The sequence below is a fragment of the Roseburia sp. genome, assembly GCF_041325975.1.
GTDB classification, from domain to species: domain Bacteria; phylum Bacillota; class Clostridia; order Lachnospirales; family Lachnospiraceae; genus Roseburia; species Roseburia rectibacter.
Window position 1 is genome coordinate 677,052 of the sequence record NZ_JBGLEJ010000004.1, and the last position, 14,646, is coordinate 691,697.

A 14,646-nucleotide genomic window follows, 5' to 3' on the forward strand; every position below is an offset into this window, starting at 1 on the left:
CTTTAACTGCTGGACTTTCGCATAGGAGGCTGGTATCCGGCAGCTTTCGCACGCTCACTGGCAGCTTTGCGGCGTTCTGCGCTATATGGCTCCCTGACTGATACACACCGCTTGGGGACGGTAAAGTTATGGGCGTCCTTTCGGGTGATCTGGTCGGGGTGCTTTTTTGCCAGCAGATCTAGCTTCTCCATCAGACGGGGATCATGGGTATAGATCTCAGCCATTGGTTCTGCCTGATTATAGAGAAGAATGGTTTCCCGTTCCACTAAAGAGAGCTTCATCGGCTACCTCCTTTCCGCTGGTCAAATTCCAGCTTGAAGTTGGCGTACTGTCCATCGTCCTCCAAAACCACAGTGGCATCGTAGGTCTTTCCGGTTTTCTCCGAATATAGGCCCGTCACACGGACACGGCCATCGTTAAGCAGTGCAGACACCACAGCCTTAGTCGGCTGTTTTTTCTTGGCAGCCCACCATTTGTTGTTTTTCCAGATTGCAAATTTGCAAGAATCATTCTGACAGAAGAAGCCTTTTTGCAGTTCTGCAACTTCCCCGCCGCAGCGAGGGCATTTGCCCACCACCTCACGGGGCGGAGTGAACAGGTACTCAGTTCCCTTGATGACCTGATAAGTTCCCACCAGGTCTTTCAGCATGGTGCTGATCCCGTCCAAAAACTCCTCTGGGGCAAGCTGCCCGCGCTCGATCTCGCCCAGTCGGTACTCCCACTCGGCAGTCAGAAGCGGCGATTGCAGTTGTTCCGGCAGAACGGTGATCAGGGAAACTGCATCGTGGGAAGGGAGAAGCTGCACCGTTTTCCTGCTCTTTTTTCGTTCCAGAAAACCGGCAGATACCAGCTTTTCCAAAATACCGGCACGGGTGGCCGGTGTCCCCAGACCTTTTCGCTCGGCATCCTCCGGCATATCCTCTTTTCCGGCAGTCTCCATCGCGGACAACAGGGTGTCCTCCGTAAAGTGCTGGGGCGGACTGCTTTTGCCTTCTTTGACGATTGCCGCAGAAACCGAAAGGGTCTGTCCTTCGGTCAGCTCCGGCAGGGCTTTCTCTGCGCCCTCTTTTTTCGGCTCTGCATCCTTCATTCTGGCACGGTAGGCGTCCTCCAGTGCTTTCCATCCGGGGTGCTTCACCGTTTTTCCTTTGGCGGTAAACTCCCTACCGGCATACGCTGCAATCACAACGGTTTCCGAATAGATATGGGGCTGGGCCACGGCACACAGCAGACGCAGGGCCACCAGCTCCAGCACCGCTTTTTCTCCCGCAGGAAGGGCAGAAAGGTCTGCATCCTTGAGATTTCTGGTAGGGATTACTGCGTGGTGGTCGGTTACTTTCTTATCGTTGATGACTGTCTGCGGATCACAGGTAATGGCGATCCCTTTGCGAAACGGCATAGCATTGGCAACCAGATTCACCAACACCGGCAGGCTGTCTGCCATATCACCGGTCAGATAGCGGCTGTCAGTACGGGGATAGGTGCAGAGCTTCTTTTCATACAGGCTTTGCAGATAGTCCAGGGTCTGCTGGGCCGTAAATCCAAGCAGACGGTTGGCATCTCTTTGCAGGGTAGTCAGGTCATAGAGGGCAGGCGGCTTTTCGGACTTTTCCTTGCGCTCCACCTTTTTGATTGTGACATTTGCACCCTGACAGGCTTCTTTCAGCTGTTCGGCAGCAGCTTTATCCGCCATGCGCTCCCCGGATACGGTAAGACCGGGCAGCTCCAGCGCCACGGTATAAAAGGGAACCGGCTTAAAGGTGTCGATCTCAGCTTCTCGCTGGACAATGAGCGCCAGCGTTGGGGACATAACGCGCCCGATGTTGAGGGTGCGGTGGTACAGCACGGAAAAAAGCCTTGTGGCATTGATCCCCACCAGCCAGTCGGCCTTGGCACGGCAGAGAGCAGCATCCCGAAGTCCATCATAATCTACACCTGGGCTCAGGTTTGCAAAGCCCTCCCTTATGGCGGAGTCCTCCATCGAAGAAATCCAGAGCCTTTTCATCGGCTTTTGGCAACCTGCCAGCTCATAGACGCTGCGAAAGATCAGCTCGCCCTCGCGTCCGGCATCACAGGCATTTACTACCTCCGTCACATCCGGGGCGTTCATCAGCTTTTTGAGAATATCAAACTGCTTTTTCTTATCCTTTCCCACTACCATCTGCCAATGCTCCGGCAGAATAGGCAGGTCATCATATCGCCACTTGGCATACTTGGGATCATAACTGTCTGCATCCGCAAGACCGGCCAGATGGCCCACGCACCAGCTGACACGCCAGCCGTTCCCCTCCAGATAGCCGTCCTTACGAGCAGTCGCGCCGATCACGGCGGCCAGACTTTGTGCAACCGATGGTTTTTCAGCGATTACCAGTTTATATCTCATCATCTTCAGCCTCCCATTCTTCCCGCACAGGCGTGTGCAGTTTTTTCTCTATGCTGTTTTCCTCATCCAGTAGCAGGTTATAACCAAACCGGTAGTCATAGCGGTACAGTTTCCCCAGCAGGTCATTGATGATGATACGACAAGCCAAAATGACACGGGTTTTATCCACCTGCATCAGCTGGTAGCGTTGATAATTGCTGTAATATTCTTCGTGACGGCGGGTATTGCAGGCGGCATCTTCAAGTAAACTATCTACTGCATCCTGGCAACCATCTTCTTTTTCCCCTTCCATGCAGTTCAGAAGTTCCATCATCAAAGGAAAGCTCTGTTCATCCATAGGAGCTTCTGCTGCAAGAAAACCGATCAGAGCGGATAAGAGCAGATGAGCCGCCGTCTGTTCTTGTTCCGTCAGCACGGCCATTGTTTTCTCCGCATTTGGCAGGATCTTTTCTTCCACAAAATCTGCCGCGTCACCGGAATAAAGCTGACGGATAGAATCTATGGACAATGAAACTGTCGTGGTATCTAAGGAGAAATCAAAGGGATCATCTTGCTTTGGCTTTCTCCAAAGTTTGTTTAACATGGTAGAAAGAATGTCGCCGCCAAAATACACGGCGATCACAAGCAGGTCAAAAACAGCAATCAGCTTGATAAATATAATCAGAACACTCATTTTTTTCGTTTCCTTTCTTTGAGCCAGCGTTCCATCTCACGATGGCAGATACCTACGCAGGGACTTCCATAACTCCCGCAACCATAGCAGGGGTGGTTGTGGGATAAAGAATGAGGACGGGAAGTTTCCCTCCCGCCCTCCGGCCTGCGTGTCATCATGCGTTCATAGGGACTGTCTGTGAAACGGGTCATTTCACACTGTCCTCATCATCTTCTTCTGTGCTGCCCCCATCAGCGTCCGGTTCGTCCGACTCCTCATCCTCGGTTTCCCATTCCTCAGAATCTTCCTCGCCATAATCATAATCGTCCAGACTGTCATTGCCCTTGGTCTTAGGCTTATTCTTAATGAGCTTCAAGTAGGCAAATACGCCACCGCCTCCAAGCAGAGCCAGCAAAAGGACTATCGCAGCCGGGTTCAGTCCGGCAGGCTTCTCTTTTTCCGGTTCCGGTGTTTCTGCCGGAGGTTCCGGTGCTTTGCCCGTACATTTACTCTTATCAGTTGCGCAGACCGGGCAAGCCGTATTGACTGCCCCTGCTTCACATTTTGTCGTGCAGCTACACACAGCAGCCGGCTCCTCTTTGACATTTTCATCTTCCATCAGTGCCATCAAATCCGCTTCATCCACCTGGTTCAGAAAGTGAACAGCAGTCTTTTTATCCTCATTAGCCCTGTCGATCAAAATGTAAAAATAGTTGCCAGCCTTGGTGGTAACGGTAATGAGCTGCTTATTGCCACCAAAATCATCCACCAGTGCCGCATTCCCCTCCGGTGTAAGTGCCGGTGCTGGTTCTGTTTCTTCCACAATCACATTGCTATCATTGGTAGAATCCTCTGCCGGTGCCGCCGGAGCCTGTTCTGACCCCTGTGCAAAAGCAGGGATCGTAAAGCCAAATGCCACAACCATTGTCAGGCAAAAGGCGGAAAGTGTTCGGAGCAATCGTTTATTCCTCATAGCTGTTTTCCTCCTGTTCGTTATTTTCATCAGCCAAACTGCCGGGAACTGTGCCACCGGACAGCATGGCGCTCAACTGGGTCGGGGTCATACGCAGGGCGCGCACCATCTGGACGATCTCCAGATTTTCTGCCTCGGTTTTCTGTACTTCCAGCGCCTTGAGCTTTTCCTGATACTCTGCGATCTTCTCGCGGACCTTTGTAATCTCCTGGTCAATGCGCTCAATTTTGTTCTTTGCCATCGTCTATCACTCCTTCTTAAAAATCTCTGTTACCAGTTCATCAGGCCGTAGCCCTTAATGCTTTGATAATTCAGGTCATAACTTTTAATCTTGCAGGCATCGCCGGAATTTCCCTCCACGGTATAAACACGGCTGCCATCCGTACCGATCACGATACCTACATGGTCTGCTGTCCCATCCAAATCCCAGTCAAAGAAAATTGCATCTCCGGGAGCCAGATTGTTATAGCCTCTTGCACCCCATTGTCCATGAGACTGGAACCACGGAACGCCCTGCCACTCACAACCTGCAAAGCGCGGTTCACTTTTTCCTGCCTGGTTATAGCACCAGGATACGAAGCAGGCGCACCATTCCACACGGGAGTCAAAGCCGTACCAGCTCCAGTAGGGATAACCGCCCACATTGCCCACCTGACGCTTGGCCAGTTCCACCAGCTGAGGATTGCCGGGGCGGGTACCGTTAATGAACTGCACACCGGACAGATCTTCCGAGCCGCTGGTATCAGGGGAGCCGCCGCCAAACAACAGCGGCTTATTGCCCATGGTCTGCCGGTAAACCTGATACATTTTCATCTGCTCCGGGGTCAGAAGTTCCGACACCACAGCGGAAATGGGCTTGCTAGCGAGTTTCACATTCAAAATGTAATACTCATAGGGAACTTCTTCTGAGGTGGTCTCGCCGGTCTCCGGGTCGGTTGAGGTCTCCGTGCGGTAGCGAATCTCCACTTCCTCAGTAAGCGTCAGCTGATACTGTGCTGCAAACACACGCGCCAGCTCTTCCTGAGCACTCTGCCGGGTGTAGCCTTGCAAGACGGCAGAGAGAAATGCTGCCAGCTCATGAGGGTCATGGCCGATCATACCAAGGTCATAGCGATACTCGTCATACCCTGGGTGACTGCTTTCAATGTTGTCGATTTCCTCCTGCAACTGGGCTTCTCTGGCTGCATAATCTGCCTCCACCGCCAGCATTTCCGGGTCATCCGACGGATAGGTGGTGCCGGAGAGAACGGAACCGATGCTCTGCGCCATCATGGAGCAGGAGGACATGGTATTCATCAGCATACAGGTAATGAGGAACAAAACCCCTGCCATCAGGAAACCCTTCTTGTGGCGCATGACGAATGCCCCTGCCTGCTGTGCCTTTTCTTTTACCGTCCTTGCGGCTTTTCCTGTTTTGGATGCAGCCTGGGCGGTATTTCCAGCAGTCTGACCGGCATGTTTGGCGGCGGCATACTGCTTTTTGATGGCCTGCTTTTGCTGCCAGCGGGAAAGTGGATTGCTGGCAAACTGGGGATTTTCCTGCAAAGATTTCTGGTACAGAACATTTACATTTGCCTTTTCCAGTTGGCGCTCTGCCTGTGCTGCTTTGCGGTACGGCTTCAGCTTGTGGCTGCGATAGCCCTCCCGCACCAGATAAGCGCCGGTCTCCACCGCTTCCTCGGACTTGTGGGCGCTTTCCACGCCCACATTGTCCTGTTCTGTTTCCCGGATCTCTTTGTGGAGCTTGCCCGCAACCAGATGGACGGGAGCTTCCTTGACCCCTTGAGAAAGTTTGGAGGGTGGCTTTTTCTTGTCCTCAAAGGTCAGCTTCGAGGTCTTTTTTCCGGTATCCGGGTTGATGACCGTCTGCCTGACCTTTTTCTTTGGGATATTGGCCTGCGCCTTATCTGCTCTGGCCGCAGCTTTCTCCGCTTTACGGATCGGCTTTTCCAGTGCAGGGTCAGACCGTTCCTCATCAGTAAAGCGCAGGCGCGGCTCCTTATTCAAACCATTCTCCCAGCATGAGGGAGGACATCATGTAGTGCAGCTCTGCATAAATGGCCATTCCCACAGGATCGTTGAACATACAACCGGACAGGTAGGCGTAAAACTGTGCCACCACATCGGACAGGATTTTCGCTTCGGTTCCTTCCAGAACCAGACCACCCATACCTTCCTTGGCACGGATGGTGCTCCAGACCTCTGCCAGACGGAGCAGCCCCACCTGACCGGTCTCATTCAGTTCGGCTGCCTGATCTGCCGCCGCGCGGCACTCACTTACCGCATCGGCCATGACCGTAAGCAGCTGGCTGCGCTGGGCATTTACCGCCCTGTCAAAAAACATCAACGGGTTTTGATTCAAAATGTTGGGGTTCATCATCATTCATCCTCCTTTTTCAGTTCCTGGGGTTTGGTGGTCATAATGCGGTACAGCTCGGTATTCTTCGGGAAGTGGTCCACGAAAGGCAGAATTGTGGAGCCATAGAACAGCAGGCCCTCGCCCTCACCGGAGTGGGTCACATAGCTAAGCTGGTGTGTGGAAATGCCCAGCTGCTTGGCAAGTATCTGACGGTCTCCGCCTGCCTGGTTGAGCATATACACGAAGTCGGAGTTTTCAAAGATGTTCTCTACCTCGCGGCTGCTCAAAAGGTCTTTGACATTCTGGGTAATACCTGTCGGAATACCGCCCCATTTACGGAATCGCTTCCAGATTTCCACCGTATAGGCAGCGGTCTGTTCCTCCTTCAAAAGCAGGTGCATCTCGTCGATATAGTAACGGGTGGACTTGTGGGCGGCACGGTTAATGGTAACACGGTTCCACACCTGATCCTGTACCACCAGCATACCGATTTTCTTAAGCTGCTTGCCCAGTTCCTTGATGTCATAGCAGACAATGCGGTTGTTGATGTCCACATTGCTCTGGTGGTTGAACACATTGAGGGAGCCGGTTACATAGATTTCAAGGGCCGTAGCGATATACTGAGCTTCCTTTTCCTCCTGTTCCCGAAGCAGGTTATACAGATCCTCCAGTATGGGCATATTCTCCGGGCGCGGGTCATTGAGGTAAGTCTGATAGACCAGACGCACACAGCGGTCGATGATGGTTTTCTGCACCGGCTGCAAGCCCTCCTTACCGCCCACGATCAGCTCACACAAGCTGAGAATAAAGTCAGACTTGAGGGACAGCGGGCTTTCATCATCCGAGTAGTCCAGGTTCAGGTCCATCGGATTGATGTAGTTGGTGGAGGTAGGCGAGATCTTGATGACCTGCCCATGCAGACGCTCCACCAGAGGTGCATACTCCGCTTCCGGGTCACAAATGATAACATCATCACTGGTAAGCAAAAAGCAGTTTGCGATTTCTCGTTTTGCGCTGAAGGACTTACCGGAACCCGGCGTACCCAAAATCAAGCCGTTGGGGTTTTTCAGCAGCTTTCGATCCACCATGATGAGATTGTTGGACAGGGCGTTGATGCCGTAGTACAGAGCTTCTTTGCCGTTCTGGAATAATTCCTGTGTGGTGAACGGTACAAAGATGGCCGTAGAACTGGTGGTCAGTCCTCGCTGGATCTCGATCTGATTGAGTCCCAGGGGCAGACAGCTCATCAGCCCTTCTTCTTGCTGGAAGTCCAGCCTGGTCAGCTGACAGTTATACTTCTGGGCAATGGAGCCTGCCTGGAAAATGTTGTTGCCAAGCTGACGGGGATTGTCCGCTGTGTTCAGCACCAGAAAGGTCAAAAGGAACATTCTCTCGTTGCGGCTCTGCAAATCCTGCAAGAGTTTTTTCGCTTCACTGCCGTATGTGGCAAGGTCAGAGGGAATGATGTCCATGTCATATCCGGCGCGGACTGCTTTTTTCTGTTCCTCAATCTTACTGCGGTCAAGGTCGGTAATCTTGCGCTTTACCGTTTTGATGGCTTTCACCTGATCCACCGACTGAATGTGCATACTCACAATGAGCGAGCTTTCCATATCCAGAAAATCAGCCAGCAGACGGTCATTCAGCTCCGGTGCGAGAATCTGCAAAAAAGAAACAGCCCCGTATTTCTTGCCCATACGGAACTGCTTGCCGGTGCGGAACTCAAAGGAGCTTGGTGCAATAAAATCCTTTGTGGACAGACCGGAAGGGGCCAGCCAGTCCCATTCAAACTGAAACGGGAGCTGTTCGTCCATGTGGAATACTGCATGAAGCTGAGAAAGCCTTTCTTTACCGTCCAGCGTTCTGGCAGCTACACCAAGACGCTTGAAGTTATTAAGTATATCGGTCTCAATACGCTCCAGACGGGGCTTGGCAGCTTTGATGCTGTCTGCGTCGATACCAAAAGTCAGGTATTTGGTCTTGATGAGACCGTTGTTACCTCTGGCCAGCTGATTTTGCAGCATTGTGGTGTATTCCTCGCGGATACTGTCAAAGGCATCCCTCTGGGGCGGGATGGAAATGGAGTTAGCAAAGGTCTCCTCCGATGCCGCAAGGTTCAAAAAAGACAGCTGGAAATGAATCGAGCTGTCAAAATAATTGAGGAAATCACACCAACCCTCAAAGATTGCCGTCTTATCTTCGTTTTGGGAGAGCTGATAGTTGATGTCCTGAAACTGAATGGTCTTTGTGTAGTGGCTGTCCGATATGCGGCAGATTCCGTCCGGCCACATCCGTTCATAAGGGATACTGTCCTGCGCAGATTTTCCTTTTTTGTCCGTGCGGTTGGCGCGGACAATGGCCGCTTCGATCTGCTTCTTATCGGCGCGGGACAGCTTTTTCTTTGTCTTTACCGGCTGCACAGTTTTTTCCTCGGTTTTCCCGAACATCCGATGCAGCCATTTTTTTATTGCGGTGAACAATGTCATACACCTCCTTATCGAGCATTTCCTGCCGCTTTAATACGGCATAAAAGTTATTGGTCTGGTAGGGACGCTGCTTGGGACGGATCACAGCTACTTTGAGAATGTTGCCCACGATCTTTTCCAGGGGCTGTCCATGCTTTTCGTACATAGCCATCATAAAGAATGGCAGCATAACCAGCATCATACACATAGCCGCTACACTGTTTCCGGTAGGTTTTCTGAGCAAAAAGAAAAGCGGTACGCCAATAAGCGCTCCGCCCGTGAAGCAGATAAGCTGCCGCTTGGTCAGATTGAACATGACCTTTGTTTTGACTTTTGTTAAGTCCTTGGGTACGGGTACATAAGCCAATGTGGAAACCTCCTTCCGTTTTAGTGCGCCTGAAAGACTGATTTGGCGAGACTGCCGGTTTTGAACAGCGTAAAACATAGCAGTACGGTGTAGCCCACGCAGCTCCAGATTGCCATGATGATGTCATCTTCCAGAGCGATGTTCTGCACCAGCACAGCATAAATTGCCACGCAGACGATAATGAGAAACGCCTGAAAGCCCAGCGCCAGCAGGGATCGGAGGTAATTCTGGCCCATACCGCCCCATTCTTTACCCATCATTGCAGCCATTGGAACGGGAGCCACCGAAGTCACAAGGTAGATTTCGATCATACGGCCATAAATAACGATAAAGATACAGATATATAACGCCCACATAGTAATGCCAATAAAGAGGGATTGGAACCACAGTCCGAACAGCGGTCCCAGATCCATTTCCATCAGCCTCGGTTCCAGATCGGTCATAACTGAGGAAATGTCAATGGACGCATCCGAATTGATAACCCCTGCCGCCTGCGCCACTACGCTCTGCGCCATATCAAAGACGCCCATCACGATATTCCATGTGTTTGTGACAATGAGGATGGCAGCGGCTGATTTGAACACCCACTTGAAAATCATCCAGGTGTCCACATCATGCAGGTTGTTCTTGTCTGCGATCATCTGGATCAGGTCTACGGTCATCACGATAGCCAGGATCACACCTGCAATCGGCACCATGATGGAGTTGGACAGATTCTCAATCATGCTGAAAATATTGCCATTCCATCCCTGTGGGGTCTGGCCTACCTGTACGGATATATCCGCGACCTGCTGATTTACACTGTCAAACATCCCCGAAAGGTTGCTCATAATGCCGCCCACCAGCATTTCTTTCAGCCAATTTGTCAGGGCTTCAAGTAAGAAATCCATACGGTGTCAACCTCCTTTCCGCCGCCCCCGCAAAACTGCGGGAGCGGCAAGGATTTCATACGGAGACGCTTAGACAGAGAAAAGCCCGGAGAGCAGAGGTACAAGGACCATGCCTACCACGGCTACACCAGCACCGGCCATGAGCTGCTTCATGCCCTGGCTCTTGGCGCCGGGGTTGTCGTTGCCGTAACCTTCCAGCAGGTTGATAACGCCCCAGATACCGAGACCGGCACCGAGCGCGATAACGAGGGTCTGAAGAACGGTGATTGCCTGTTCAAAAAATGCCATATAGTTTGTTAGCCGGAATCTGATTAAAAAATAGGTTTGTCATGTTTCATAGGCATACAAAAGCCGGAACAATCTGCCGCCCGGTTTCCGGGCGCATGATTCCGGCTGTCCTCCTTTTTCATTATTTTTTCTCGCGATTGTCCGCTTTGTACGCCAATGGCCCATAGAGGGCAAGTGCGGCGAATAGATAAGATCACTCCCTTCTAAAGCGGAACGAAATTAAGCGCCCTTTGTGTCTACTTCATATACATCGCAGACCTCATTGGGCTTGAGTTTCAGCCTTGCAGACAAGAATGCTTCAATGTCAAAAGCGTTCTTATCATCCGCGTCGGCAGTGTACTTGAAATTGGGGTGCTTGGTGATGTCGTACTTATCCGAAAGGAAAGGACGCACACCGCGCAGCTGGAGGATACACTTGCCTCCATCCATAACAGCAAGCTCATCCTGGCTCATCAGCTCTTTCCCCAATTTTTGATAGTTGAGTGAATGGGAGGTTTCCCTCCCACGGCTCTCTCCTGTGTTGTAGGTGTCGATGGTTTCCTTTCCCAGCACGGCAGCCAACTCTTTGAGGGTAGTCGGCTCTTTACCGCCCAGGAAGATGGATGTATCCATGTTACCGATGATGGTATCTGCGTTATCCTTATAGATCGCCTTGAGCTGACTCTGTGCCTGCAACACCAGACAGGCAGAGATCTCACGGCTTCGGATGGTGGCCACCAGCTTTTCCAGTTTCGGAATCTGCCCGATGTTAGCACACTCATCAATCAAACAGCGCACATGAACCGGAAGCCTGCCGCCATACACATCGTCGGCTTTTTCGCAGAGCAGATTGAAAAGCTGGGTATAACACATGGAGATCAGGAAGTTAAAGCTGTCATCCGTATCACTCATAATGAGGAACAGAGCAGTTTTCCTGTCTCCCAGAGTATCCAGCTCCAGCTCATCATAAGCCGTGACCTCACGCAACTCTGCAATGTCGAACACGGCAAGGCGAGCGCCGCAGGAAATCAAAATCGACTTGGCTGTTTTTCCAGCGGCCAGCTTATATTTCTTATACTGGCGCACCGCAAAGTGGTTTGGCTTCTCGGCTTCCAGTGCATCAAACATCAGGTCTACGGGGTTTTTGAACTCCTCGTCATCCTCACGGACTTCCATGGCGTTGATGAACTCAATGAGGGTGGAGAAGTTTTGTTCCTCCACCGGAGCCTCATAATGGATATAGCCAATAAGCGCGCAGTACAACAAGGTTTCTGCTTTTACCCAGAAATCGTCTCCGGCCTTGCCTTCGCCTTTGGTATTGGCGATCAGCGTTGTTACCAGCTTCAAGATGTCCTTTTCGCTATGGATATAGGCGAAAGGGTTATAGTGCATGGACTTCTTGAAGTTGATGGTATTTAGGACCTTGATTCGGTACGGCTCATAAATGACCTTGCCGTGCTTATCCTTCATAGGCTTTCCGTCTTTCCCCAGCTTGGGTGCGCCCCTTTGGAGCATTTTTCCGCACTCCACCAAAATGGTTCCCTTCGGGTCTGTGACCACATAGGAACTGTGCATCTGCATCAGATTCGGTTTGAGCCAGAAGCGGGTCTTACCGGAACCGGAGCCGCCAATCACCAGCACATTTTTGTTTCTGGCGGTCTTTGGGTCCTTGGGGCGGCTGTTCATTGTCAGGCTCTCCGTTTTCGTCAGAATCACATTGTTCTGGAATACCGGGTCGATGTAGGGTGCAATGTCCTCATGGGTTCCCCAACGGGCGGAACCGTATTCCATGCCGTGCCTGTACTTCTTGGCGTTCTTGCTTTTCAGGTACACAGCCAGCCGCAGGCCGCCGCCGCAGCACAGGCCCACCAGCAGGTCCAGCGGGTGCAGGCTGGGCCACCAGCTGGCCAGCGCCACCGGCAGCGTGGAGAAGAACGAGAGCATTTTTGCCGAAGCGTCCGCACCCACGGCCATCCGCCACGCTTCACCGAAGTTGGTGGAGAAAAGCCCCATCAGGATATACGGCAGATTCAGCAAAATGAGCTTTTTGATGTTCAGCTGCTTTTTCATCGTTCCAGCTCCTTCCGCTTGTTCCGGTCCACGACGGCGTGTTTTACCAGTTCTTTGAACTGGCTCAGCTTTGCCAGCACGGACGGGCGCTCGGATTTCTCCGCCTTCTTGACCTTTTTCCCGGTGTACTCGGTAAAAGCAGCGGTCAGGGCATCCGCGTCCCGACCCTTGAAAAAGATCAGGTACTTGGATGGGGAGCTGCTGCGGTCCTTCTTCACCGCATAGTCCACGCCGTATTTCCGCGCGATCTTCTCAAACTCCTTGATGGAGGGGTCGGTGATCTCGATGTTGGAAACGCCCTGATTCTGGCCGATCAGCTGTTTCACCGTCTGCTTGCCGTGGGGAATCACGGGGGTATCCCGGCTTTTCTGCTTTTGCAGCTTCTTTTCCTTGCGGTGGGCAAGGTATTTGGTGATGGCGGCTTTCATCAACCGCCCGGTAAACTTTGTTCCGCTGACTACCAGCGTCAAAGTCCTGTTTTCCACTTCCTCCTGCATAGGTCATCGCCTCCTTTCCACGGATTTTGCAGGGGTGGCACTTGATACTAAGGCGGAACCACCAGCCGCCGCAGCAGGTATTTCAGCATGGCAGGCTCCTTTCAGCGCAGCTGGTCGGAGCGGTCATAGTACAGATGGCCCTGGCGCACTTTGGCATGGCTGAGAATCTTGATGTGGCCCTTTTCCTGGTTCTCCAGGCTTTTCTGGTATCCGGCCTCCGTCAGAAACAGGCGGGTCCGTTCACCTTTCCAGCCCACCGGGGAATCGTCGGTCAGCACACCGAAGATAATCATGTGCCGGGTGTCCTCGGCAAACCGCTCCAAATCCATGTACTCATGGCCGTGGTAGTTCTGCGCCCCGGCTTTGAGGCGCATTTCCTCCATCAGCTGGCCCACGGTCTTACGCTCAAGCATGGCGTGCGCCTCCTTTCCCGCGTCCCTGGCCCTTCACGGTCAGGATACCGTCCAGGGTGGTGGCGGTGATCCGCAGGCGCTCGGCGGTGGCAATGTCATTCTTCACGATCTCGTCGATGCCGTGGCCGCAGACCACCAGCACATGGGACCGGCGCAGGTAGTCCCGCGCCATATCCAGCCCGTCCTTGTGTTCCTGGGGAATCTCGTCTTTGAGGAAGGTAGGCAGGAACAGCACCGGGCAGATGGGCGAATACCCGGCATCGTACACCTGACGGCAGTAGGCCGCAGCGTTCTCGGCGTTCTCATACTGGCTGTTGCTCCAGGGAGCCGTAATGTAGGCAAGAGGTCGTTTCATGGCAAAATCCTTTCTCCCGGTGTTTTCGGGCAGCAGAAAAGCGGCTGTTTACCAGCCGCCTGCGTACATATCGTGGTTAACTTGTGCGGTGTAGTGGTTGCTGATCGTGGTCGGCGCATTAAACAGCACCGCAAGCAGATACTGCTTCATGTTGCGGATTTCGGTGGTATTGTTCCGCAGGCATTCCATGACAAACTCGATGTGGGAGCAATCCAGCTTCAAAAAACGGGAGCGGACCACCTCATGGGGGAAGTCGCTGCCAGCGATCCGGGTGGTTTTCCGCTTGGCACAGACGGTCTCCACCATCAGCTCCACAATCTCGTCCAGGTCCTCCCGGTAGGTGGTAAACTCCCGGCACATGTGGTCATACTCGATGTTCTCCAGAATCAAATCCCGATAACTTTCCATCTCTGAGACAGACATCGCATCCCTTCCTTTCCGTTCCGGCAGCTGTGCTGCCACTGGCTCCCGGAAGGGAATGGAATCGGTACTTGATCCATAAGTAATTGTTTTTTCTGTATTTGATTTCTCTATATTTAATTCTGCGGGCTTTTCCGTATCCGGTTTTACCATATCCGGGTTTTCCGTATCTGGTGAAGCCGTATCCGGCTGGGGCGTATCCGGGTTCTTCGGCTGTGGTTGCTCGTAGATAACATACTCGGTATCGCTGATCCGACCCTGCCGGTCTCGCAGCTGATGGCGGACAATGTACCCAGCAGTTTCCAGCTCCCGCAGCGCGCCGCCGATAGCGTCCACGCCCTCTTTGCAGATGGCGGCAAGCCCTCTGGTGGTATAGTTCCAGTCCTCCGGTAAGGACAGCATCATGGAAAGCAGCCCCTTGGCTTTCAGGGACAGTTTCCCGTTGCGTAAATGGTGATTGCTCATCACGGTATAATCTCTGGTTCGTTCAATGCGAAATACGGCCATTGACCTCACTCCTTCCAAATTTCTCAGG

The 14,646-nt window shown here is 52.5% G+C and carries 17 protein-coding genes; all 17 read right to left on the bottom strand.

Annotated elements, in window-relative coordinates; translation table 11 throughout:
* Nucleotides 1-2: 2 nt before the first annotated feature.
* Nucleotides 3-281 carry an immunoglobulin gene (locus tag ACDD58_RS06460; RefSeq protein WP_117453436.1) on the bottom strand — a complete coding sequence of 93 codons (279 nt, stop codon included), beginning with the start codon at nucleotides 279-281 and terminating at the stop codon, nucleotides 3-5.
* A complete protein-coding gene (locus ACDD58_RS06465; protein ID WP_370776487.1) occupies nucleotides 278-2,386 on the bottom strand; it encodes a DNA topoisomerase 3 in 2,109 nt (702 codons plus the stop codon). Before ACDD58_RS06465 ends, ACDD58_RS06460 begins: the two co-directional genes overlap by 4 nt.
* Nucleotides 2,373-3,056 (bottom strand): hypothetical protein, encoded by a 684-nt coding sequence (locus tag ACDD58_RS06470; RefSeq protein WP_007045776.1) that lies wholly within the window; start codon nucleotides 3,054-3,056, stop codon nucleotides 2,373-2,375. Before ACDD58_RS06470 ends, ACDD58_RS06465 begins: the two co-directional genes overlap by 14 nt.
* Nucleotides 3,053-3,247 (bottom strand): hypothetical protein, encoded by a 195-nt coding sequence (locus ACDD58_RS06475; protein ID WP_003526245.1) that lies wholly within the window; start codon nucleotides 3,245-3,247, stop codon nucleotides 3,053-3,055. Before ACDD58_RS06475 ends, ACDD58_RS06470 begins: the two co-directional genes overlap by 4 nt.
* The gene (locus tag ACDD58_RS06480; RefSeq protein WP_015537382.1) at nucleotides 3,244-4,008 is read right to left on the bottom strand and encodes a DUF4366 domain-containing protein; all 765 of its coding nucleotides are present in this window, start codon (nucleotides 4,006-4,008) and stop codon (nucleotides 3,244-3,246) included. The genes ACDD58_RS06475 and ACDD58_RS06480 overlap by 4 nt, the downstream gene beginning before the upstream one ends.
* On the bottom strand, nucleotides 3,998-4,249 hold the full coding sequence (locus ACDD58_RS06485) for a DUF4315 family protein (protein ID WP_118720359.1): 252 nt from the start codon (nucleotides 4,247-4,249) through the stop codon (nucleotides 3,998-4,000). Before ACDD58_RS06485 ends, ACDD58_RS06480 begins: the two co-directional genes overlap by 11 nt.
* Nucleotides 4,250-4,278: 29 nt before the next feature.
* A complete protein-coding gene (locus ACDD58_RS06490; protein WP_370776492.1) occupies nucleotides 4,279-6,015 on the bottom strand; it encodes a CHAP domain-containing protein in 1,737 nt (578 codons plus the stop codon).
* Nucleotides 6,008-6,391: a DUF3851 domain-containing protein gene (locus tag ACDD58_RS06495; RefSeq protein WP_370776494.1), complete on the bottom strand. Its 384-nt coding sequence runs from the start codon at nucleotides 6,389-6,391 to the stop codon at nucleotides 6,008-6,010. The genes ACDD58_RS06490 and ACDD58_RS06495 overlap by 8 nt, the downstream gene beginning before the upstream one ends.
* Nucleotides 6,388-8,787 carry a VirB4-like conjugal transfer ATPase, CD1110 family gene (locus ACDD58_RS06500; protein WP_117698262.1) on the bottom strand — a complete coding sequence of 800 codons (2,400 nt, stop codon included), beginning with the start codon at nucleotides 8,785-8,787 and terminating at the stop codon, nucleotides 6,388-6,390. Before ACDD58_RS06500 ends, ACDD58_RS06495 begins: the two co-directional genes overlap by 4 nt.
* Nucleotides 8,744-9,199, bottom strand: a complete 456-nt coding sequence (locus tag ACDD58_RS06505) for a PrgI family protein (protein ID WP_025487368.1) — start codon at nucleotides 9,197-9,199, stop codon at nucleotides 8,744-8,746. The genes ACDD58_RS06500 and ACDD58_RS06505 overlap by 44 nt, the downstream gene beginning before the upstream one ends.
* A 20-nt stretch (nucleotides 9,200-9,219) precedes the next feature.
* Nucleotides 9,220-10,089 carry a VirB6/TrbL-like conjugal transfer protein, CD1112 family gene (locus ACDD58_RS06510; protein ID WP_003525155.1) on the bottom strand — a complete coding sequence of 290 codons (870 nt, stop codon included), beginning with the start codon at nucleotides 10,087-10,089 and terminating at the stop codon, nucleotides 9,220-9,222.
* A gap of 69 nt (nucleotides 10,090-10,158) precedes the next feature.
* Nucleotides 10,159-10,377 (bottom strand): Maff2 family mobile element protein, encoded by a 219-nt coding sequence (locus ACDD58_RS06515; protein WP_003525154.1) that lies wholly within the window; start codon nucleotides 10,375-10,377, stop codon nucleotides 10,159-10,161.
* A 219-nt stretch (nucleotides 10,378-10,596) separates the two neighbouring features.
* Nucleotides 10,597-12,426, bottom strand: a complete 1,830-nt coding sequence (locus ACDD58_RS06520) for a VirD4-like conjugal transfer protein, CD1115 family (protein ID WP_055224632.1) — start codon at nucleotides 12,424-12,426, stop codon at nucleotides 10,597-10,599.
* Nucleotides 12,423-12,923: a PcfB family protein gene (locus ACDD58_RS06525; protein WP_370776496.1), complete on the bottom strand. Its 501-nt coding sequence runs from the start codon at nucleotides 12,921-12,923 to the stop codon at nucleotides 12,423-12,425. Before ACDD58_RS06525 ends, ACDD58_RS06520 begins: the two co-directional genes overlap by 4 nt.
* Before the next feature lie 101 nt (nucleotides 12,924-13,024).
* On the bottom strand, nucleotides 13,025-13,336 hold the full coding sequence (locus tag ACDD58_RS06530) for a DUF5720 family protein (RefSeq protein ID WP_370776498.1): 312 nt from the start codon (nucleotides 13,334-13,336) through the stop codon (nucleotides 13,025-13,027).
* Complete coding sequence (locus ACDD58_RS06535; protein WP_002592131.1) at nucleotides 13,329-13,691, bottom strand: hypothetical protein; 363 nt, start codon at nucleotides 13,689-13,691, stop codon at nucleotides 13,329-13,331. Before ACDD58_RS06535 ends, ACDD58_RS06530 begins: the two co-directional genes overlap by 8 nt.
* A gap of 48 nt (nucleotides 13,692-13,739) precedes the next feature.
* Nucleotides 13,740-14,618, bottom strand: a complete 879-nt coding sequence (locus ACDD58_RS06540; RefSeq protein WP_003525139.1) for a DUF6017 domain-containing protein — start codon at nucleotides 14,616-14,618, stop codon at nucleotides 13,740-13,742.
* Nucleotides 14,619-14,646 lie beyond the last annotated feature (28 nt).